Origin of the sequence: Gordonia oleivorans (genome assembly GCF_040044975.1) — a bacterium.
Classification (GTDB): domain Bacteria; phylum Actinomycetota; class Actinomycetes; order Mycobacteriales; family Mycobacteriaceae; genus Gordonia; species Gordonia oleivorans.
Window position 1 is genome coordinate 241247 of record NZ_JBDZDI010000004.1, and the last position, 20670, is coordinate 261916.

Sequence of the window (20670 nt, forward strand, 5' to 3'; positions counted from 1 at the left end):
CCGAGGCATATCGAGACCAACCCAACGACAACACATCCCAGGAGCACCTACCATGCCCACCACCATCTCCCACTGGGTCAACAACAAGGCCTTCCCCGGCACGTCGAGCAACACCGCGCCGGTCACCAACCCCGCGACCGGTGCCGTCACCGGCGAGGTCGCCCTGGCCAACGTCGAGGACGCCCGCGCCGTGATCGATGCTGCCGCAGCGGCATTCCCCGCGTGGCGCGACACCAGCCTGACCAAGCGCACCGCGATCCTCTTCCGGTTCCGCGAGCTGCTCAACGAGCGCAAGGGCGAGCTGGCCGAGATCATCACCGCCGAACACGGCAAGGTACTCTCCGACGCCCTCGGCGAGATCTCCCGTGGCCAGGAGGTCGCCGAATTCGCCTGCGGCATTCCGCATCTTCTCAAGGGCGGGTTCACCGAGAACGCCTCCACCAAGGTCGACGTCTTCAACATCCGTCAGCCGCTCGGCCCGGTCGGCATCATCTCACCCTTCAACTTTCCCGCCATGGTGCCGATGTGGTTCTTCCCCATCGCGATTGCGGCCGGCAACTCTGTCGTCCTCAAGCCGTCGGAGAAGGACCCGACCGCCGCGATCTGGCTGGCCGAACTGTGGAAGGAGGCCGGCCTGCCTGCCGGCGTCTTCAATGTCCTGCAGGGCGACAAGACCGCCGTCGACGAGCTGCTGACCAACCCGAGCATCAAGTCGATCAGCTTTGTCGGATCCACCCCGATCGCGCAGTACGTCTACGCCACCGGCACCGCCGCCGGCAAGCGCGTGCAGGCGCTGGGCGGGGCCAAGAACCACGCCATCATCCTGCCCGACGCCGACCTCGACCTGGCCGCCGACGCCATGGTCAACGCCGGATTCGGTTCGGCCGGTGAGCGATGCATGGCCATCAGCGTGGCCGTGGCCGTCGGCGATGTCGCCGACGATCTCGTCGCCAAGATCACCGAACGCGCACAGACCATCCGCACCGGTGACGGCACCAAGAACTCCGATATGGGACCGCTGGTCACCGCCGCGCACCGCGACAAGGTCGCCTCCTACGTCGACGCCGGCGAGAAGTCCGGGGCCACAGTCGTTCTCGACGGGCGTGGTGTTGAGGCCGATGGCGGCAAGGACGGTTTCTGGCTCGGCCCGACCCTGTTCGACAACGTCACCACCGACATGTCCATCTACACCGACGAGATCTTCGGCCCCGTCCTGTCGGTCGTGCGCGTCGAAAGCTACGACGAGGCACTCGAACTCATCAACTCCAATCCCTACGGCAACGGCACCGCGATCTTCACCAACGACGGTGGCGCGGCACGGCGGTTCCAGAACGAGGTCGAGGTCGGCATGGTCGGCATCAACGTCCCGATCCCGGTGCCCATGGCGTACTACAGCTTCGGCGGTTGGAAGGCCTCGCTGTTCGGCGACACCCACGCCCACGGCACCGAGGGCGTCAACTTCTTCACCCGCGCCAAGGCCATCACCAGCCGATGGCTCGATCCGAGTCACGGTGGTCTGAATCTGGGCTTCCCGCAGAACGGCTGAGATCCGGCAACTCTCGACGACGACAGCCCGGGTGCGCAACCGAGAGGTAAGCGCACCCGGGCTGTCGCTCATACGTAGGTGGACAGTTCGATCAGGTTGCCGTCCGGGTCCCGAAGGTAGATGCTGCGGATGGGCCCCAGCGCCCCGGTCCGCTCCACCGGCCCCTCCTCGATCGCGACGCCCTTGTCGGTCAACGCGCGCAGCACGTCATCGAGATCCCGACGGATCACGAAACACAGATCCGCGCTTCCGGGCGTGGGCGTTCGTGCGGCCGGCTGCAACTCGTGGCCGGCGAGGTGCAAATTGATCTTGCTCGTGCCGAACCGCAACGCTTTTCGGTTCTCACCGAAGGTCTCCTCGCTCATCCCGAGCACCTCGGTGTAGAAGCGGATCGACGCATCGATGTCGGCAACAGTGAGTACCAGATGGTCCAATCGCTCGATGAGTTCGTCCGCCATGTCGACAGTGTCTCACCGCGGACCCGCCGTCGTACCACGCACCTTCAGCGACGGCTGCAGCACGACGTCATGGACGTCGATGGCCGCACCCTCCACCATGCCCGTGGCCAGCCGCACCGCTTCTCGGGCCAGCGCCGGTGCATCCTGGTGGATGGTGGTGAGGTCGATGCGCGGGTTGTCCGACAATTTGCTGTCGTCGTATCCCACGAGTGACACCTCGCCCGGCACATCCACACCCTCGCGTGTGAAGACATCGAGGATGCCGAGCGCACATCGATCGTTGCCGGCGATGACGGCGGTGGGCAAGGCATTGCGCGCCAGTATTTCTCGCGCGGCATGCGCACCGGCCCGCTCGTCATGCGCTCCCGCGACGACCGCCACCCGATCACCGAGACCACGATCGACCATCGCCACGCGATAGCCCTCTCGGCGTTCCGCGGAACCCGGCTCCCCGCCGCCGTCGACATGCACGATGTCGCGATGACCCAGGTCGGCGAGGTAGTCGACCGCCAATCGCATTCCCACGGCGTCGTCGGTGCGCGACGCGGCCAGCGTTCCGGCGAGCAGCGCCGGCGGTAGGCAGCGGCCCACGACCACCGTCGGCGCGCGTCCGGCCATCTCCTCGATGCGTTCGGCCCCCAGCGACGGCCCGAGCAGGATCAATGCTCCGCACCGGTGGTCGAGCAGGGCGGCGCCGGCCACATCCTCGGCGCGCCCCGGAAGGCTCGCCGAAAGCAATACGTCATAGCCGAGGGCCTCGGCTGCCGGGTAGATGTCGGCGACGAGTTCGGCCTCGAAGAGTTGGGCCACGTCGATCACCACACCCAGCGTGCGGCTGCGTCCGCGGGCGAGCATCCGCGCCGCCGAGTCCGGGCGGTAGTCCAGTTCCTCCGCGGCCGCGAGCACGCGCTGCCGCGTCGACTCGCTGGCACCGGGTTTGCCGTCGAGGATGAACGACACCAACGTGCGCGAGACACCCGCATGTGCGGCCACGTCGGCCATCGTCGTCCGGCGCCGCCGGGTATCACCGTTGGCGGTCATCACCGCACCCCTTTCAGAGTGACCCTTGACACACTATCCATGTCAGGACATAGTAGACCTCACTCGCATTAGTAACGCGCGTTAGTCATCAAGGTAATCGAGGTTCTCATGTCCAGTGCGACTTCCACCGCCTCCAATGGGCGATTTCTCACCAAGCTGACCGTCATCGCCACCCTGGGTGGTCTGCTGTTCGGCTACGACACCGGCGTCATCTCCGGCGCACTGCTCTACATGAAGGACGACCTGCACCTGACGCCCTTCACCGAGGCCACCGTCGTCAGTGCACTCCTGTTCCCCGGCGCCGCCTTCGGCGCCCTCTTCGGCGGACGCGTCGCCGACCGCATCGGCCGCAAACGCATGCTCCTGACCTGCGGCGTGATCTTTCTCGTCGGGGCCCTCGGCTGCGCCCTGGCACCCAACGTGCCGATCATGGTCATCGCACGCATCGTCCTCGGCCTCGGCGTCGGCGCCGCGGCGGTGACCTGCCCGCTCTACCTCGCCGAGATGGCACCGGCCGAACGACGCGGACGCATGGTCACCATCAACGAGCTGATGATCGTCACCGGCCAGATGCTGGCGTTCGCCATCAACGCACTGCTCGACCAGATCGTCACCGACCCGCACGTCTGGCGCATCATGCTCGCCGTCGCCTCGGTCCCCGCAATCGCCCTGCTCGTCGGCATGACGGTGCTGCCGGATTCGCCGCGGTGGTACGCCCTCAAGGGTCGCTATGACGAGTCGCGCACCGTCCTGGGACTGTCGCGGACTCCCGCCGAGGCCGACGCCGAGTACGCCATGATCGTCGATCACACCGAGCACATGACCGGGTCATCCCGGACACCGCTATCGGTGTTGCGCGACGTCCCGTGGATTCGCCGCATCGTGCTGATCGGCTGCGGCCTCGCGATCATCCAGCAGGCGACCGGCATCAACACCGTGAACTATTACGCTCCAACAATCTTGGAGCAGAGCGGCCTCGGGGTGAGCGCCGCGCTGGTGGCCACCATCGCGGTCGGCGTCACCTCCGTGGTCACCACGATCATCGGGATCATCCTGCTCGGCTACCTCGGACGCCGAACCATGCTCTTGATCGGATTCGCCGGCGTCGCACTTTCGCAGGCCGCCCTCGCTCTGGCATTCCTACTGCCGCAATCCACCTCACGCAGCTATCTCATCCTCGCCGCCATGGTGTTGTTCGTCGGCTTCGTCCAGATGTTCATCGGCACCTGCGTCTGGCTATTGCTCTCGGAGATCTTCCCGCTGAGCGTGCGCGGATTTGCCATGGGCATCGCGGTTTTCGTGCTCTGGTGCACCAACGCACTGATCTCGTTCCTGTTCCCGGTGCTCAACTCGGCACTGGGATCGACCGGAACCTTCGGACTGTTCGTGCTCGTCAACATCGCGTCCCTGGTGTTCGTCTACCGCTCGGTGCCGGAGACCAAGGGAGTGTCGCTGGAGAAGCTCGAAGAACATCTCGAGGCACACCACGACGCCCGGCTCGCCGCACGGATCGCCGCGCCGGGCGTCGCGGCCTGAGTTCAGAGGTGGATCGTGGTGCCCTCGGTGTCGCTTCGCCGCGCAGCGTCGAGCACCTTGAGCACCGCGATCCCCTCGGCAGCCGGGACCGGTTGCGGTGCACCGTGATCGACGGCCGCGGCGAAGCGCCGATAGAACTCGTCGGCGCGACCCTGCGCGGACGGGACGGTGACGGCGCCGACGCCGGTATGCAGGACGCCGAGGCGATCGGGACGCTCGAAGCCCCAAGTCGCCAGATCGTCCGCCGGGCGTCGGCCGGCGAGGATCTGCTCGGTCTGCGCATCGGTGCCGTCGCTGACGTAGGAACCGCGCGAACCGTAGAGCCGCCATTGCCGAGCGGCGATGTGATTGAGTTTGCTCGCGGTGACCGTCGAGAACACCCCGCTGCGGTGCCGCATCGAGACGCTGAAACCGACGTCGGTACGGCCGGCCTCGAGGTCGATCCAGTCCAGGTGCGCCGACACCGCCGCCACCGGACCGAGCAGCACCAGCATCTGATCGACGAGATGCGCACCGAGATCACGCAGCAGCCCACCGGTCGGACCGGCGTCGAGGCCGCCGGGCTCGTCGAGGTCATAGCGCGATTCGACCCGCCACAACTCACCGAGTTCACCGACCACACCGGAGACGGTCGCGAAGTCCGCGTCGAACCGGCGGTTGTGGAACACACTCAGCAGCACACCGGCTTTCGACGCAGCCTGCGCCAGCTCCCGTCCACCCGCGGCATCCGGCGCGAATGGCTTGTCGGCGACGACGTGCACGCCACGTGCCACCGCCTCGAGCACCAGCTCACGTCGCGTCTGGGGCGGTGTCGTGAGGGTCACCGCGTCGACGCCGGCGTCGATCAGATCCGACAGCGAGTCGAACACAGGCGTGCCCGGAAGGTCACGAGCAACCTCGGTGCGACGGTCGGCATTGCGGGTGACGACTCCGACCAGCTCGATCTCCGGCACCGCGCAGATGTAGGGGGCGTGGAAGATCCGTCCACCCGCCCCGTAACCGACTAGACCCAAACGCATATGCTCACCTCTCCGGATAAATTGTCCGGACATTATAACAAATGAGCCCTCGGGGGCTCGTGTGGGCTACCGGTCGACCCGGTGGAGGTCGTGACGGACGAGCTGTGGCGGACCGCCGTCGCCACGCCGAGTCGGCTCGCCGAGATCGGCGAACGCCACGACCGGGTGTTCACGCTGGAGAACCTCAATCTCGCCGTCGATCATCCGGGTGTGCCATTCGCGCGCGCCGCGGACACCATGGTGCTGGTGCGCGAGGTGGATTGGCCCCACCTCCGGATGAACCTGGATCTGTATCACGCACAGATCGGCGAGCGGAATCTGATCGAATCAACCCGCGCCGCACTGTCTTTCGTCGGGGAGATTCAAGATGTTCCGGGACGCTGTGAGCCGGGCACCGGGGAGATCGCGTACCCGGCCATCGCGGCAGCGCTGCGATAGCCGGGTACCGCGGCGTGATCGGTTCGAGGGATGGGCCAAGCATGATCGCCACGACGACCGGGCCGTGATCGCCATCCGGACGACGAACCGCCCGGGTGACCGCACCCGCCTTGCTGGCACCGGTTATCATTACCGGCTATGACCTTCTTCTCCAGGCGGCTGGGACTCGTCGCGGCCGCGGCCCTTCTGGTCCCACTCGGACTGGCCGCATGCAGTTCGGACTCCGATACCGCGTCGTCGAGCAGTTCCGGACCCGCCGCCAACGCCCCCGCATGCCCGACCACCCCGGTGAACGTGGTGGTCAGCGTCGACCAGTGGGGTGACATCGTCTCCGAACTCGGCGGTAAGTGCGCCGACGTGAAGACGATCGTGGCCAGCAGCTCGGTCGATCCCCACGACTACGAACCCAGTCCGGCCGACGGCGCCGCCTTCACCGATGCGCAGATGGTCGTCGTCAACGGCGCCGACTACGACGTGTGGGCGTCGAAGCTGGCCGCGGCATCGGCACCCGATGCCCCGGTGGTGAACGCCGCGCAGGTCACCGGCACCGCCGACGGCGCCAACCCGCACCTCTGGTACAGCCCGACCGCGGTCACCAAGGTCGCCGACGCCGTCACGGAAGGACTGTCGAAGATCAGCCCGGACGCACAGGCCTACTTCGCCACGCAGCGTTCGACGTTCACCGATTCGCTGTCGGAGTACAACGATCTGATCGCCAAGATCAAGGCCGGCGCATCGGGCAAGACCTTTGCCGCCACCGAGGGCGTGTTCGACTACATGGCGCAAGCGGTGAGGCTGGTGGACAAGACCCCGGCCGGGTTCGCCGCCGCCGCGGCCAACGAGAGCGATCCGTCCCCGGCCGACCTCGCGGCGTTCATCAAGACCCTGTCCGATCGTCAGGTCGACGTGCTGATCTACAACACCCAGACCGAGGGATCGACCCCCGAGCAGATCCGGGCCGCCGCCGAGAGTGCCGGGGTTCCGGTGGTCGAGGTGACCGAGACGGTGCCGCCGGGCCAGAACTCCTTCGAGTCCTGGCAGGTCGACCAACTGACGTCGCTGGCCAAGGCACTCGGTGTCCAGTCCTGACCCGACGACTCCACCCGCACTGACGTTTGACGACGTCAGTGCGGTTCGTGGGGGCCGGGTGATCTGGTCCCAGGGCACCTTCTCGGTGCCCGCCGACGGGATCTACGCGGTGATCGGAACCAACGGCTCCGGCAAGACCACCCTGTTGAACATGATCCTGGGGCTGATTCCCGCGCGGGGCACGATCAGGGTGTTCGGTCGCCCTCCCGGTGAGGACCGCGATCGGATCGGATACGTCCCCCAGCACTACGCCGAGGAATCCGGCGGCGCGATCCGGGCCCGGGATGCGGTTCTCCTGGGCCTCAACGGCACCCGGTGGGCGTTCAGTCGCACGTCTGCGGCGGATCGACGCCGCGTGTCGGAGGCACTGGCGGCGGTCAACGCCGAGGAGTTCGCCGACCGTCGCCTGGCGACCCTTTCCGGCGGTCAGCGACAGCGGGTGGCCATCGCCGAAGCACTGGTCGGCCACCCCACGATGCTCATTCTCGACGAGCCACTCGCCTCGTTGGATCTGCGCAGCCAGCACGAGATCGTCGACCTGCTCCATCGACTGCAGGTCGAGTACTCGATGACCATCGTGGTGGTGGCACACGACCTCAATCCGTTCCTGCCGTTCCTCACCGGTGCCATCTATCTCCTGGACGGCCACGCGCACTATGCGGCGACCGGCGAGGTGATCGACGAGGCATTGCTGACCCACCTGTACGGCACCCGGATTCAGGTTCTCCGCACGCCGCAGGGCGAGCTCTACACCAGGAGCGCGTGATCCCATGACGGCGTACGCGATCGGGTATCAATCCAATTGGTGGACCATCTTCACCACGTCGTTCATGCAGAATGCCCTCATCGGTGGCACGCTGGCGGCTCTGGCCGCCGGCCTGATCGGCTACTTCGTGGTGGTCCGTAACACCGCCTTCGCCGCACATGCGCTGGCGCACATCGGCCTCCCCGGCGCGACGGGGGCGGTACTGATCGGGGTTCCGGTCACCCTCGGCCTCGGCGTCTTCTGCGTGGGTGGCGCACTGGTCATCGGGTTCCTCGGCAAGAAGGCCGGCGAACGCGAGGTGGTGACCGGCACCGTGTTGTCGTTCGCGACGGGCCTGGGATTGTTCTTCAATTCACTGGCCACCAAGAACTCTTCGACGATGACCAACGTCCTGTTCGGCAACCTGCTGGCCATCACCCACGATCAACTCCTCGTGTTCGCCGGACTGTTGGTGTTTCTGGCCCTGTGCATGGGATTCATCTACCGGCCGCTGCTCTACACATCGGTCAATCCCGGTGTCGCCGAGGCCAAGGGCGTCCCGATCCGCGCGCTGTCGATCGTCTTCATGGCCCTGTTGGGTCTGACCGTGACCATGGCCGTCCAGGCGGTGGGCACGCTGTTGCTGTTCGCCCTGGTCGTCACGCCGGCGGCGACGGCGATCATGCTCACGCCCCGCCCGTTGCGCGCGATGATCGGCTCGACCGTCCTGTCCGTCGCGTCGGTCTGGGCGGGTCTGATGCTCGCGGCGATGTTCAACGCTCCCCCGAGCTTCCTGATCGTCACCATCGTGTGCGCCGTCTGGCTGATCGTGTGGCTGAGCAACAATCGGGTGCGCGCGACCGCCGCGGCGCTGGACGACAAGGGCGTCGTCGGGCACGGTCAGCAGGCGCACGCCGCGGTTTCGGTCACGAAATCAGCACCGAAAAGCTGATCCGCGACAACCGCATTCATGCCCGCGTTGACCACTCAGTCATCACAGCAGTCGCAATCGTGGGCGGTGGCGGAGGCATGTGCTCCGACCGACGGCGCGCAGCACGCATCCCCCTTCCACGCGTTGACACCTTCACGCAGGGCGATCGCCGCGATGACCAGGGCCGCGATCGGATCGGCCCACGACCAGCCCAGCGCCGCATTGAGAACCAGCCCGACCAGGAGTACCGCGGAGAGGTAGGTGCACAGCAGGGTCTGTTTCGAATCGGCCACCGCGGTGAGGGAGCCCAGTTCCCGCCCGGCTCGACGCTGCGCCCACGACAGCACCGGCATGATGACGAGACTGGCTGCGGCCACGGCGATCCCGACCGTCGACGGCCGCGCGTCGCTGCCGACACCCACCAGCGACAGGGTCGCGTCGACGCTGACGTAGAGGGCGAGCGCGAAGAAGGAGTACGCGATGATGCGTAGGGTGATCTTCTCCCGATGCTGCGGGTCCTTCCCGGCGAACTGCCAGGCCACCGCGGCCGCCGAGGACACCTCGATCACCGAATCCAGCCCGAACCCGATCAACGCGCCCGAGGATGCCCGCGTCCCCGCGCCGAGAGCGATGACCGCCTCGATCACGTTGTAGGTGATCGTCGCGGCGACGAACCACCGGATGCGGCGCTGCAACAGTTCTCGTCGTTCGTCGCGGTCCGTCGACGCACCGATGGCGGGCATGCCCAGTTCTGAGGCCATCAGCAGCACCCTTCGTCCGCCGAACGTGCACAGCACGCCGGATCGACCGCCAACACCAGTCCGAGCAGGTCGTCGAGGGCGTGCGCGATGCGCTGGTCGGCCAGTTCGTAGCGCGTCCGGCGACCCTCGGGCACCGCGACGACCAACCCACATCCACGCAGGCAGCTCAGGTGATTGGACAGTGATTGCCGGGTGACGCCGATCGAGTCGGCCAGCTCCGACGGATAGGCGCCGCCGCTGCGCAGCCGCAGCAGAACCTGGGTGCGCGTCGAATCCGACAGGGCGTAACCGAATCTCGTCAAGGCGTCCCGGGCCGCGACCACAGTCTCCATGCCCGTGACGGTACACCCGATTCTGTATTCAGGGAAGTCTGTACTGTCACCCGCCCGTCGGCCGGCCCAGGTCGATCACCCGATCACAGAAGTCGACCTCGTCATCGTCGTGGGTGGCGATCAGGATGGCCTTCCCCTGCTCAGCCTTCTCTCGCAGCAGCGTGAACAGCACCTGCTTACCCGCCGTGTCGAGAGCAGCCGACGGTTCGTCGAGGAGGTAGAGGTCGGCCTGCTGCACCATCGTCTGCGCGATCATCATCCGTTGCCGCTGCCCGCCGGAGAGGTCGCGCAACCGCGCGTTCCGGTGGTCGATCATGCCGACACGTTCGATCATCTCGTCGGCGGCCCGACGGTTCCGCGCACCGAGCGGACGCCAGAACGGGACCTGCGCGTAGCGACCGATGCGCACGCAATCCCGGACCGTCAACGGAAGCCCGTCGATGTGCTCGGTGCGTTGGGCCAGCATGGCCGGGCGCTGCGGACGTGGTCGAATCTCCCCGGCGTCCGGCCGCAGGATGCCGGCAAAGATGTTGAGCAGCGTGCTCTTTCCCGATCCGTTGCCACCCACGAGGGCGGTCACGCGGCCCGCGGGGACGTCGGCATCGAAGCCGTCGAAGATCGCCGTGGCGCCGTAGCCGAAACCCAATCCACGAACGTCGAAGCCCGACACCGCACACACCCCCATTCTTTACCGCAAATGACAACCGATAGCATTATGCCGTGCTTGTCGGACTTTTCGAACCACTGGGTGTCGCCTTCGTCCAGCGAGCACTCTGGGGCGGCATCGCCCTGTCGGCACTGTGCGCACTGGTCGGCGTCTGGGTGATCGCCCGCGGGCTGACATTTCTGGGTGAGGCCATGGGACACGCCATGCTCCCCGGCGTCGCGATCGCCTCCCTGTTCGGCATCGACCTCGTCATCGGCGCCGCGGCGAGCGCGGTGGTCATGGTCCTCGGGGTCGAGGCCATGCGAACCCATCAGGATTTCGGCAGGGACACCTCGATCGGCCTGCTGTTCGTCGGACTGCTGGGGATCGGTGTCATCATCGTGTCCTACTCCTCGTCGTTCGCAACGGATCTCACCGCATTCCTGTTCGGCGACGTCCTCGCCATCACCACCGGCGACATCATCCGGCTCCTGGCGCTCGTCGCGATGGTTGCGCTCGTCACCACGGCGTTCTATCGGGCGTTCCTGGCGGTGACGTTCGACGAGCGCAAGGCGCGCACCCTCGGGCTACGGCCGGTGACCACCAATCTGATGATGGTGCTCACGCTTGCGGTTGCCATGGCCGGCGCCTTCAGTGTCGTCGGCACCCTGCTGGCCTTCGGGATGCTCGTCGCGCCGTCGGCCAGTGCGCTGCTGATCGTGCGTCGGGTACCGGCCGCCATGGGGGTGGCGTTCGTATTCGGCTCGGCGTCGACGGTGATCGGCCTGCTGGTCTCGTGGCACGCCGCCACCGCGGCCGGCGCCACCATCGCGACCACCGCGGTGATCCTGTTCTTCCTCACCCTCGTCGTCCGGACCGCCGCCCGGGCATTGCGCCGCGTCACCATCGGGGACGTGGGCACTCACACACGAAAGGACGTGCGCAGGTGCGCAATCGAATCCGACCAGCCGCAATCGCGATGATCACCGGCGCTGCCGTCGCGCTGTCGGGGTGCGGCGCGGATGATCAGACCGGTTCGGACGCTTCCGATGAGACGACGCCGCACGGGTATGTCGAAGGCGCACAGGAGAAGCCCGAACCCCAGATCTCGCTCGCGTATACCGCCACCGGCGACCGGCGGCTCCGGCTGATCGACGTGGCAACGGAAGCGACGTCGACCGTCGACCTGAGCATCCCCGCTCGGCGTCTCGACGAGGACGGGCGGTTCGTCTACGCCACCGACGGCACCACGATCGAGGTGGTCGACAGTGGCGGCTGGACCGTCGATCACAGCGATCACGTCCACTACTACCGGGCCCCCTCCGCCGCACTGGGCACCGTGACGGCGTCGGCCGCGGTCACCTCGATCGCCGGGGCGGGCCCGCTCACCGCAATCGGTTCCGAGGACGGCAGCGTCATGCTCCTCGACCGAAAAGCGTTGGAGAACGGCGATGTCACGGAGCTACGCACCCTGTCCACCGGCAGCACGTCCGGGTTCGCGGTCCCCTACCGCGACGGTCTGGTGATGGCCCGGGGCACCGATCCGGGCAAGCCCGCGGACACCCTCGTCCACGCCGACGCGCAGGGCACGTCGCTCGGTACCGAGCAACGGTGTGCGGATCCCCGTGGCGCCGCGATGCTGCGCAACGTGGTGGCCGTCTCCTGCGAACAGGGCATCGCCCTGTTCACCACCACCGTCGGCCGGGTCAGCAGTCAGCTCCTCGAGTACGGTTCCCGCGGACCACGGGCCACCGACCTCACCTTCCGGCCCCGGAGCAACTATGCGGCGGCACCCACCCCGGCCGGGGTGTGGGCGATCAATTCCGCCACGCGAACCCTCGAGTGGACGGCGTCGGCGGACCCGATCGCGACCGCCGTGGCGCCGGGCCGGGACGCGAACCTCGTCGAACTCACCGAGGCCGCAACGTTGCGCAGTGTGACCATCGGTGACGGGCGGCTGATCGCCGCGGCCGAGATACCCGGCGCCGGTGCGGACTCCGCGCTGACCGTCGACTCCGCTCGTGCCTACCTCTCGGCCCCGGCCACCGATCAGATCGTCGAGGTCGACCACGCCGACGCCTTGCGGGTCGCGCGGACGTTTCCCACCGAGGGCGCACCGGAGCTGATGGTGGAGGTCGGTCGATGACAACCACCCCACGACGCGCGATCACACACTCGACGCGTCGCCTTGTGGCCATGCTCGTGGTCCTCGTCGCGGCCGTCGCCGCGATCGGGTGTGGCACCGACGCCGATGATCACCCTCAGGTGGTGGTCACCACCAACATCCTCGGCGACGTCGTCACCGAGCTCGTCGGCGACCAGGCCACCGTGACCACGTTGATGAAACCCAATGCCGACCCCCATTCCTTCGGCATCTCGGCGCGCGAGGCGAACACCATGCGCACCGCCGGTCTGATCGTCTACAACGGCCTCGGACTCGAGGAAGGCATCGAACAACACGTCAGCGCCGCCGCCGACGACGGGGTGCCCACCGTCGAGGCGGCCGCGGCGGCCCGGCCGCTGGCCTACACCACCGGGGACGCGGCCGGTGCCCAGGATCCCCATTTCTGGACCGATCCCACCCGCATGAAGGATGCGGCACAAGCCATCTCGCGGGCGTTGGCCGAGGTGGACGGGATCGACACGGACCGGCTGCGGCAGGCCACCGACGACTATCTCGCCGAGCTCACCCGACTCGATCAGGAGATGACCGACCAGTTCGCCACGATTCCGGCCGACCGGCGCAAACTCGTGACCGATCACCACGTCTTCGGCTATCTCGCCGACCGATACGACTTCGAGGTCGTCGGCGCCATCATCCCGAGCGGAACCACGTTGGCCTCACCCAGTAGTTCCGATCTCGCCTCACTGGTCGGCGCGATCAACGAATCATCGGTCCCCGCGATCTTCGTCGACACCTCACAGCCCGACCGCCTCGCCCAGGCACTTGCCAAGGAGACCGGGTCCGACATCGAGATCGTCGCGCTGTACTCCGAATCCCTCGATCGCCCGGGAACCGAGGCCGATACCTACCTGAACATGATGCGGACCAACGCATCTCGGATCTCGGGCGCGTTGACGTCGTGACGTCACCGCACCCGCGTATCGGACATTCCAGCTCCCGCTCAATCACTCCCGGGTCGGGTCGCGGTCGCGATGATGGTGTCGCAGTTGACCTCGAGCATGCCGTCGTCGGCGAGACGACGCAGGAATCCCGTTCGGATGTCGGTCACCTGCCCGGCATCCAGATCGAGGAGCGCACGTCGCATTCCGCTGCCGAGCACCATCGCCCACGAGAAGTCGTCAGTACGGGGTACCCGCAACGGCAACACCGTCGCCGATGTGTGCACTGTGCCGAGGGATTCGAGCCAGACGGTGATCTTGTCCACCGTGTCGATACGGGTGATCGGATGCCGCGGGCCGTCCGACGGTGCGCGCAACGACGGCGGTGGCGGTGCACCGGTCACCCGGGACACCTCGGCGAAGTATGCGGCGGTGAAATCGTGCAGTGCGTCCTCATGCCAGACCGCGAAGGCCACCCGACCACCCTGGCGCAGCACAGCCAGGAGACTGCGCACCGTGTCGTCCATGTCGGGGAGGAAGAACACACCGAAACCACATACCAGGGCGTCGAAGTCGGACCGGTATCGCTGAGGCAGGGCGGTGACGTCGCCCACCTCGAAGTCGATGGTGCGCAAGCCTTCGGTGTCCGCTTTCGCGCGGGCCCGCTCGACCAGGTCGGCGGCGAAATCGACCGCGGTGACCGAACCCTCGGGACCGACGAGGCGGGCGGCGGCCAGTGCACTGGCGCCGGTGCCACAGCAGATGTCGAGCACGGATTCGCCGGCGCGCAGGTCCGCGGCGGCGGCGAGCGCAGCACCGGCGGGCCCCCACACCGTCGGCGTCACGGCGTCGAAATCCGCGCTGGTGGAGTTGAAGACATCGGCAAGGGTCGGTCCGCTCATGCCTTCAGATCCTAGACGTGTTGAGAACCGTTCTCGATAGGCGGATCGGTCGTCACCTCGCGCACGATGTCGAGCACCGCCCGCGCCACCGTGGACGGCGTCCGGGTGGCCGAGTGCGCGATGGAGATGACCCAGGTCAGGTCGGCGTCCCGGCAGTGCGCCGGACGCGCCCGCGGATGTCCGGCCACCACGCTGACGGGTACCAGACTAAGTCCGAAACCATTGAGCGCCAATTGGATTCCGAAGTCCTGATCCGCCACCTCGATGACCGACCGCCGATTCGGCACATGGCGATCCGTGATGGCCCGCGTCCCCCATCCCGGCGGGAAATCGATGGTGCGTTCGTCGGCGAGATCGGCCACCGAGAACGAACCCGCCTGCATCAGAGGATGATCCGGGGAGCCGACGAGCACCAGCGGTTCCGCGGCCAATCGGTGCGCGACCACGCCGGGGACCTGGTCCGGCAATCCACCGAGAAGAGCCAGATCGAGTGTCCCGTCCCGGATTCCGCGCACGTTGCCGGCACTGCCCTGCTGATTCTGGCGCATCGCGATCGTGATCCCCGGATGCCGCCGGTGCACCTCGCCGAAGGCCTCGGCCAGATCGATGGTGGCGATGTTGATCAGGGCACCCACCGACACATGCCCGGAGATGTCACCCCGCAATGCCCCGATCGCCTCCACGATCTCCGACCGCGCGCGTAGCGCGGCCCGGGCGGGTTCGACGATCGCCTGTCCGGCCTCGGTCAGGACCAGCGCCGTGGTGGTGCGGTCGAACAGTCGCGCACCGACCTCCTTCTCCAGTTTGGCCACCGACGACGACACCGCCGACTGCACCACGTGCAGTGACTTCGCGGCCGCGGTGAACGTGCCGGTATCGCAGCAGGCGAGAAAGTACTCGAGCTGTCGGAGTTCCATGGTCTTCCTCCCGCCGAACCTGCTACCCATCTCGAGAAGAGATGTCTATATCAAAATCTATCGCTTTTCATCATGGCCGATGTGCGTCACGATGGTGACATGCACACGTCCACCGATACGCCGGCCTCATCGGCGAGTACCCGACTGAGTCGCGTCGTCGTCCTGCTGTTCGCCCTGACCGCCGGATCGTCGGCCGGGTGCCTCTACTATCTGCAGCCACTGCTGCATGAGGTGGGTTCCGATTTCGGGGTGTCCACCACCGCCGCCGGGCTGATCATCTCCGTCACCCAGGCCGGCTATCTGATCGGCCTCGCGCTCGTCGTCCCGCTCGGCGACTTCGTCAATCGGCGTCGCCTGGTCAGCGGCCTGTTGATCGTCTCGTGTGTCGGCCTGGCCATCGCCGCCGCGGCCCCCGCCTACGCGGTCCTGATGGTGATGGTGTTCGCCGTCGGGATCTCCGCGTCGGCGGCGCAGGTGGTCGTCCCGTGGGCGGCCGCGATCGCCGGACCGGGCGAGCGTGGCGCGGTGGTCGGCACCGTGATGAGCGGTCTGCTCATCGGCATCCTGTTCTCCCGCGTCATCTCCGGGCTGATCGCCGAGGCCGGCGGCTGGCGCACCGTTCTCGTCGTGGCCGCCGTCGTCCAGGTCGTGATGGCCCTTGCTGTCTGGTTCCGGGCCCCGCAGACGGCCACGTCGACGGGCGGAAACAGCTATCTGCGGGTGCTGGGGTCCATCTTCACCCTGATCCGCACCGAGAACGTCCTCCGGCATCGCATGCTGCTGGGTGGACTCAACATGGCGACGTTCAGCGCCATGTGGACGGCGATCGCGTTCCTGCTCGCCGGAGCGCACGGCTCGTCGTATCACTTCTCCGACGCCGCGATCGGGCTGTTCGGTCTCGCCGGCGTGGCCGGCGCGATGGCCGCACCCCGGGTCGGCAGGCTCGCCGACCGCGGTTTCCTGCGGCACACGCAGTACGGCGTCTGGCTGGTTCAGCTGGTGAGCTGGGGCCTGCTGTGGGTGGGTGCGCATCAGGTGATCGTGCTGATCATCGCCCTGCTGGTCTTCGACTTCGGGGTGCAGGGTGTGCAGATCGCCAACCAGGCGGCGGTGTACTCACTCGACGGCGAGGCCCGCTCCCGCCTGACGACGGCGTACATGGTCGCCTACTTCACCGGGGGCGTCATCGGCTCCGCGTTCGGCGGCTGGGCCTATCAGACCGGCGGGTGGTCACTGGTCTGTGCCGCGGGGGCCGGCGCGGCAGCGGCCGGACTGGCGCTGTGGGGGTGGTTCGCGATCACCGAACGCGGGCACGAGGTCCAGGGTGTCGCGGCCCAGGGGCGCTTACGCGCTCGCGCGACGGCGTAAACGCCGACGCCGACGCACCTCGGCGATGGCCGTCTTGAGGCCGAGAGCCCGGTCGGTGCCGACGAAGCGGCGCTCGGAGGCGGTTTCCGGGGCGTCGTCGGCGGTGTCACGCAGGAACCGATCCGGCAGGGCCAGCTTGTTGATGGTCCGCAGTGTCTTGAGGTACTGGAACCACAGCGAGCCGGTGGTGTAGGGCAGGTCGTACTTGTCGCACAGCGCCCGCACCCGGACCGCGATCTCGGCGAGCCGGTTGCTCGGCAGATCCGGGTAGAGGTGGTGTTCGATCTGATAGCAGAGGTTCCCGGACATGAACGCCATCGCCGGTCCGGCCCGAAAGTTGGCGCTGCCCAACATCTGTCGGAGATACCACTGGCCCTGGGTCTCGTTGTCCAGGGTGTCGACGGTGAACTTCTCGGCCCCGTCGGGGAAGTGACCGCAGAAGATGACCACGTACGCCCACAGGTTGCGGATCAGGTTGGCCGTGAGGGTCGCGGTCAGCGTGTGCCGGAAGTTGGGGCCGGTCAGGGCCGGGAACAGCACGTAGTCCTTGGCGACCTGCTTGCCGATCTTGCGGCCGAACTCCTGGATCTGGGGAATGCCGACCGCGCGGGACTTCTTACCGGTGAGCACGTCGCCTACGGCAATGTCGTGCAGGCCAATACCCCATTCGAACGTCGCGGCGAGCACGATGTTGGAGATGGGTTGCATCAGACGCTTGGGTGCCCACGGCTCGTCTCGGGTCACCCGCAGGACCTTGTAGCCCACATCGTGATCCATGCCGACGACGTTGGTGTATTTGTGATGGATGTAGTTGTGGGAGTGCTTCCAGTGCGGCGACGCACACACCATGTCCCATTCCCAGGTGGTCGAATGCACCTCGGGATCGTTCATCCAGTCCCACTGCCCGTGCATCACGTTGTGCCCGAGTTCCATGTTCTCGATTATCTTGGCCAGCGCGAGGGAACCCGTCCCGAGCAGCCACAACGGACGCTTGTGGCTGCCGAGCAGCAATGCCCTGCCGGTGACCTCGAGAGCCCGCTGGGCGAGGATCGTGCGGCGGAGGTACCTGACATCGCGCAGACCGCGGTCGGCCTCGACCTCCCGTCGAAGGGCGTCGAGTTCGGCGCCGAGCGCTTCCACGTCGGCGTCGGTCAGGTGCGCGTACTCATTGATCTCGGTGATTGCCATCGCCGTCGATTATGCCCTCACCACACCCACCGGGGCCACCTGCACTCAGGCCGCCCGCGACCCGATGACCTGGGACGACCGTCCAAGTCGGTTGCGACGGCCCCCGTTTCGACGGTCACGCAGCGCCCTGATGGCCGACCGCAGTCCCCGGCGACGCCCGGTCATCGGATCGGTGGTCGACGCCAACCGGGCCCCGGCCGGCAGATCCTGCTTGAACCGGCGCTCGGATGCGGTCTCCGGCGCGTCGTCGGCGGTCGCCTTCAGGTACTTGTTCGGCAGCGACAGTTTGGCGATGGTGCGCCACGACTTCGCGTACTGCAGCGGGAACGAGCCAGTGGTGTAGGGCAGGTCGTACTTCTCGCAGAGCGCCTGCACCCGCACCGCGATCTCGGCGAGCCGGTTGCTCGGCAGATCCGGGAAGATGTGGTGCTCGATCTGATACGACAGGTTCCCGCTCATGAAGGCCAGGATCGGACCGCACCGGAAATTGGCGCTGCCCAACATCTGTCGCAGATACCATTCGGCCTGCGTCTCGCTGTCGACGTCCTGCTTGGTGAACTTCTCGGCACCGTCGGGGAAGTGACCGCAGAAGATGACCGCGTTGCTCCACACGTTGCGGATGGCGCTGGCCATCGCATCGGCGGTCACCGCCTTACGGAAAGCCGTTGCCGCCGAGCGCTTGTCGCCACCGACGGCCACCGCGGCCGCGGCCACGAGTGACGGGTGGATGAGGTAGTCCTTGGCAACCTGCTTGCCGACCTTGCGGCCGACATCATTCAGGTCGCGGCGGAACTGTTCCTTGGCCTCGGGCGTCTTGCGCTTCTTGCCGAGTTCGAGATGCTGTGCGGCGACGCCGTATTCGAACAGCAGGGCCAGCAGGGTGTTGTACACCAGGTTGCCGTAGTTGAACGGCCGCCAGCGCTGATCGCGGGTCACGCGCAGCAGTCCGTAGCCCACGTCGTCGTCCATACCCAGCACGTTGGTGTACTTGTGATGGATGTAGTTGTGGGTGTGCTTCCAGTGCGCCGACGGGTCGGTGTTGTCCCACTCCCAGGTGGTCGAGTGCACCTCGGGATCGTTCATCCAGTCCCACTGCCCGTGCATCACGTTGTGGCCGAGTTCCATGTTCTCGACGATCTTCGCGACCCCGAGGGTGGCCGCACCGGCCCACCACAGGGTCCGGTTGCGTGATCCGGCGATCATCGTCCGCCCGGCCAGTTCGAGACCTCGCTGGAAGCGGATGGTGTTGCGGATGTAGCGGGCATCCCGCTCGCCGCGCGCCGCCTCGATGTCGGCGCGGATGGCATCGAGTTCGGCCCCGAGGGCCTCGATGTCGGATTCGGACAGGTGGGCGTATTCGGGAATGTCGGTGATTGCCATGCGCTCCCTCTCGACTCACGCCGCGGGCACAAACCCCTCGTGCCTACGGCTACGTTTCCGTAACTTACGACAGCGTAGGTTGTCGCCGGGCGTGGTGTCCAGCCATTGCAATGAACGATGGTGAGGTGTGGCGCGGACCACCGGGCGGTTCGCGCCGGGGGGCGGATCAGTCCCGCAGCAACTCGTATCCGACGAGGTCCTCGATGTGCCCGTCGGAGCTGGCCGCGAGTGGCTGGGTACCGAACTCGTGGAATCCGGCGCGCAGCGCGAGTTTCTTGCTGCCCTCGTTGGAGTCCGCGGCGAACATCGTCAGCCGGCGCAGCCCGAGCACATCGAAGCTGTGGCGGACCGCCGCCGGGAACGTCTCCCCGAGCACGCCGAGACCGCGGGATTCGGGGTGGGTGTAGAAGCCGGCCTCGGCACCGACGACGGGATCGATCTTGAACAGCGAGATGTCGGCCATGTACTTGTCGGTCTCGCGGTCGGCGACCGCCCAGGTGCAGGTCTGCCCGCACGCGGCGGTCCACCACTTGCGGGTGCGTTCGGCGGCGGCATGCTCGATCGTCAGCGGATCGGGACGACCGAACAGGTATCTACGCGAAATCGGGTCGTCGAGGGTCTCCCGGATCCGTTCGTCATCCTTGACCTCCAGGGGCCGCAGCCGGAACCGTTCGGTCTCGAAAGTCGTTGCTTGCCAGGTGGTTTTGGGGTCGAAGCTGTCGCCGGCATGCCACTTGCCGCACCATGCGTCGACGACGCCGCTGTTCATCTCCAGCCAGTCCGGCAGCCGCCCCACCAGGGTGAAGCCCGCAGCGTGGGCGGCCTTCAGGCTCGACAGGTTGCCCTCGGCCGCCTCCCAGCGCACCACCTCGACGTCACGCTCGGCGACCGCGTACTCCATGGCGAGCACCATCGCCCGACGGACCAGGCCGAGACCACGCGCATCGGGGTGCAGACCGAAACCCATGTCGACGATCCGGCCGGAACCCCGCAGGTCCATGCTGCCGATGAAGCGGCCCTCGTGTTCGATCGCCCAGATCATGGACTTGCCGTCCCGCCAGCCCTGCAGCGCACCGATGATGAAACGCTCGGCATCGGATCGGCCATAGGGTGAGGGCATCTTCGCCCAGCGCATCGTCAGCGGATCGGTGGCGTACCCGACCACTCTCTCGACGTCGTCGGTCTGATGTGCCCGAAGCGTGATGACGCCGTCGGACAGGACCGGCACATCGCTCGTCGTCGTCAGTTCGATCAGTTCGGCTCGCACGCGGATCTCCTCCGTGGTCGACAGCGTCGCCCATCGAGCCTAA

The 20670-nt window shown here is 67.0% G+C and carries 20 protein-coding genes and 1 pseudogene; 10 read left to right on the top strand and 11 right to left on the bottom strand.

Annotation, left to right across the window (positions count from 1 at the left end; translation table 11 throughout):
- Window positions 1-52: 52 nt before the first annotated feature.
- The gene (locus ABLE92_RS09320) at window positions 53-1546 is read left to right on the top strand and encodes a CoA-acylating methylmalonate-semialdehyde dehydrogenase (RefSeq protein WP_348804461.1); all 1494 of its coding nucleotides are present in this window, start codon (window positions 53-55) and stop codon (window positions 1544-1546) included.
- Between the two features lie 68 nt (window positions 1547-1614).
- Here ABLE92_RS09320 and ABLE92_RS09325 read toward each other — a convergent pair whose 3' ends face one another.
- Together ABLE92_RS09325 and ABLE92_RS09330 are read right to left on the bottom strand one after the other, a co-directional pair.
- Window positions 1615-2004, bottom strand: a complete 390-nt coding sequence (locus ABLE92_RS09325; protein WP_348804462.1) for a VOC family protein — start codon at window positions 2002-2004, stop codon at window positions 1615-1617.
- A 12-nt stretch (window positions 2005-2016) separates the two neighbouring features.
- Window positions 2017-3045, bottom strand: a complete 1029-nt coding sequence (locus tag ABLE92_RS09330; RefSeq protein ID WP_348804463.1) for a LacI family DNA-binding transcriptional regulator — start codon at window positions 3043-3045, stop codon at window positions 2017-2019.
- Between the two features lie 108 nt (window positions 3046-3153).
- On the opposite strand from ABLE92_RS09330, the gene ABLE92_RS09335 reads away from it, so the two are divergent.
- Window positions 3154-4581, top strand: coding sequence for a sugar porter family MFS transporter (locus ABLE92_RS09335; RefSeq protein WP_348804464.1), 1428 nt, complete (start codon window positions 3154-3156; stop codon window positions 4579-4581).
- A 2-nt stretch (window positions 4582-4583) separates the two neighbouring features.
- Here the strand turns inward: ABLE92_RS09335 and ABLE92_RS09340 are convergent, their stop codons facing one another.
- Window positions 4584-5600, bottom strand: a complete 1017-nt coding sequence (locus ABLE92_RS09340) for a Gfo/Idh/MocA family oxidoreductase (protein WP_348804465.1) — start codon at window positions 5598-5600, stop codon at window positions 4584-4586.
- Window positions 5601-5654: 54 nt separating this feature from the next.
- Here ABLE92_RS09340 and ABLE92_RS09345 point away from each other — a divergent pair.
- The 4 genes and pseudogenes from ABLE92_RS09345 to ABLE92_RS09360 all read left to right on the top strand — a co-directional run.
- A pseudogene (locus tag ABLE92_RS09345) lies at window positions 5655-6180 on the top strand (TIM barrel protein); the annotation flags it as partial.
- On the top strand, window positions 6177-7127 hold the full coding sequence (locus ABLE92_RS09350; protein ID WP_348804466.1) for a metal ABC transporter solute-binding protein, Zn/Mn family: 951 nt from the start codon (window positions 6177-6179) through the stop codon (window positions 7125-7127). The pseudogene ABLE92_RS09345 and the gene ABLE92_RS09350, both read left to right, overlap by 4 nt.
- Complete coding sequence (locus ABLE92_RS09355; protein ID WP_348804467.1) at window positions 7114-7893, top strand: metal ABC transporter ATP-binding protein; 780 nt, start codon at window positions 7114-7116, stop codon at window positions 7891-7893. The genes ABLE92_RS09350 and ABLE92_RS09355 overlap by 14 nt, the downstream gene beginning before the upstream one ends.
- A gap of 4 nt (window positions 7894-7897) precedes the next feature.
- A complete protein-coding gene (locus ABLE92_RS09360) occupies window positions 7898-8824 on the top strand; it encodes a metal ABC transporter permease (RefSeq protein ID WP_348804468.1) in 927 nt (308 codons plus the stop codon).
- A 35-nt stretch (window positions 8825-8859) separates the two neighbouring features.
- On the opposite strand, the gene ABLE92_RS09365 is transcribed toward ABLE92_RS09360, so the two are convergent.
- Genes ABLE92_RS09365 through ABLE92_RS09375 form a run of 3 tightly spaced genes read right to left on the bottom strand, consistent with a single transcriptional unit; the run spans window position 8860 to window position 10566 of the window.
- The gene (locus ABLE92_RS09365) at window positions 8860-9564 is read right to left on the bottom strand and encodes a cation efflux transmembrane domain-containing protein (RefSeq protein ID WP_348804469.1); all 705 of its coding nucleotides are present in this window, start codon (window positions 9562-9564) and stop codon (window positions 8860-8862) included.
- The gene (locus ABLE92_RS09370; RefSeq protein ID WP_348804470.1) at window positions 9564-9896 is read right to left on the bottom strand and encodes an ArsR/SmtB family transcription factor; all 333 of its coding nucleotides are present in this window, start codon (window positions 9894-9896) and stop codon (window positions 9564-9566) included. Before ABLE92_RS09370 ends, ABLE92_RS09365 begins: the two co-directional genes overlap by 1 nt.
- A gap of 46 nt (window positions 9897-9942) precedes the next feature.
- Complete coding sequence (locus ABLE92_RS09375) at window positions 9943-10566, bottom strand: metal ABC transporter ATP-binding protein (RefSeq protein WP_348804471.1); 624 nt, start codon at window positions 10564-10566, stop codon at window positions 9943-9945.
- Between the two features lie 50 nt (window positions 10567-10616).
- Here ABLE92_RS09375 and aztB point away from each other — a divergent pair, with 50 nt between their 5' ends.
- Genes aztB through aztC form a run of 3 tightly spaced genes read left to right on the top strand, consistent with a single transcriptional unit; the run spans window position 10617 to window position 13629 of the window.
- Window positions 10617-11525, top strand: a complete 909-nt coding sequence (gene aztB / locus ABLE92_RS09380) for a zinc ABC transporter permease AztB (protein ID WP_348804472.1) — start codon at window positions 10617-10619, stop codon at window positions 11523-11525.
- Window positions 11489-12688, top strand: a complete 1200-nt coding sequence (locus ABLE92_RS09385) for a hypothetical protein (RefSeq protein WP_348804473.1) — start codon at window positions 11489-11491, stop codon at window positions 12686-12688. The genes aztB and ABLE92_RS09385 overlap by 37 nt, the downstream gene beginning before the upstream one ends.
- Window positions 12685-13629 carry a zinc ABC transporter substrate-binding protein AztC gene (aztC, locus tag ABLE92_RS09390; RefSeq protein ID WP_348804474.1) on the top strand — a complete coding sequence of 315 codons (945 nt, stop codon included), beginning with the start codon at window positions 12685-12687 and terminating at the stop codon, window positions 13627-13629. The genes ABLE92_RS09385 and aztC overlap by 4 nt, the downstream gene beginning before the upstream one ends.
- A gap of 38 nt (window positions 13630-13667) precedes the next feature.
- Here aztC and ABLE92_RS09395 read toward each other — a convergent pair whose 3' ends face one another.
- Together ABLE92_RS09395 and ABLE92_RS09400 are read right to left on the bottom strand one after the other, a co-directional pair.
- Window positions 13668-14507 carry a class I SAM-dependent methyltransferase gene (locus ABLE92_RS09395; protein ID WP_348804475.1) on the bottom strand — a complete coding sequence of 280 codons (840 nt, stop codon included), beginning with the start codon at window positions 14505-14507 and terminating at the stop codon, window positions 13668-13670.
- Window positions 14508-14518: 11 nt separating this feature from the next.
- Window positions 14519-15424, bottom strand: coding sequence for a LysR family transcriptional regulator (locus tag ABLE92_RS09400; RefSeq protein WP_348804476.1), 906 nt, complete (start codon window positions 15422-15424; stop codon window positions 14519-14521).
- A 99-nt stretch (window positions 15425-15523) separates the two neighbouring features.
- Between ABLE92_RS09400 and ABLE92_RS09405 the strand changes: the two genes are divergently transcribed.
- Window positions 15524-16792 carry an MFS transporter gene (locus ABLE92_RS09405; protein ID WP_348804477.1) on the top strand — a complete coding sequence of 423 codons (1269 nt, stop codon included), beginning with the start codon at window positions 15524-15526 and terminating at the stop codon, window positions 16790-16792.
- Here ABLE92_RS09405 and ABLE92_RS09410 read toward each other — a convergent pair.
- The 3 genes from ABLE92_RS09410 to ABLE92_RS09420 form a co-directional block, all read right to left on the bottom strand.
- Window positions 16769-17980, bottom strand: a complete 1212-nt coding sequence (locus ABLE92_RS09410) for a fatty acid desaturase family protein (protein ID WP_348804478.1) — start codon at window positions 17978-17980, stop codon at window positions 16769-16771. The two genes, ABLE92_RS09405 and ABLE92_RS09410, sit on opposite strands and share 24 nt — an antisense overlap.
- Before the next feature lie 45 nt (window positions 17981-18025).
- The gene (locus ABLE92_RS09415) at window positions 18026-19360 is read right to left on the bottom strand and encodes a fatty acid desaturase family protein (RefSeq protein WP_348804479.1); all 1335 of its coding nucleotides are present in this window, start codon (window positions 19358-19360) and stop codon (window positions 18026-18028) included.
- A 166-nt stretch (window positions 19361-19526) separates the two neighbouring features.
- Window positions 19527-20627 carry a GNAT family N-acetyltransferase gene (locus tag ABLE92_RS09420; RefSeq protein WP_348804480.1) on the bottom strand — a complete coding sequence of 367 codons (1101 nt, stop codon included), beginning with the start codon at window positions 20625-20627 and terminating at the stop codon, window positions 19527-19529.
- Window positions 20628-20670: the final 43 nt, after the last annotated feature.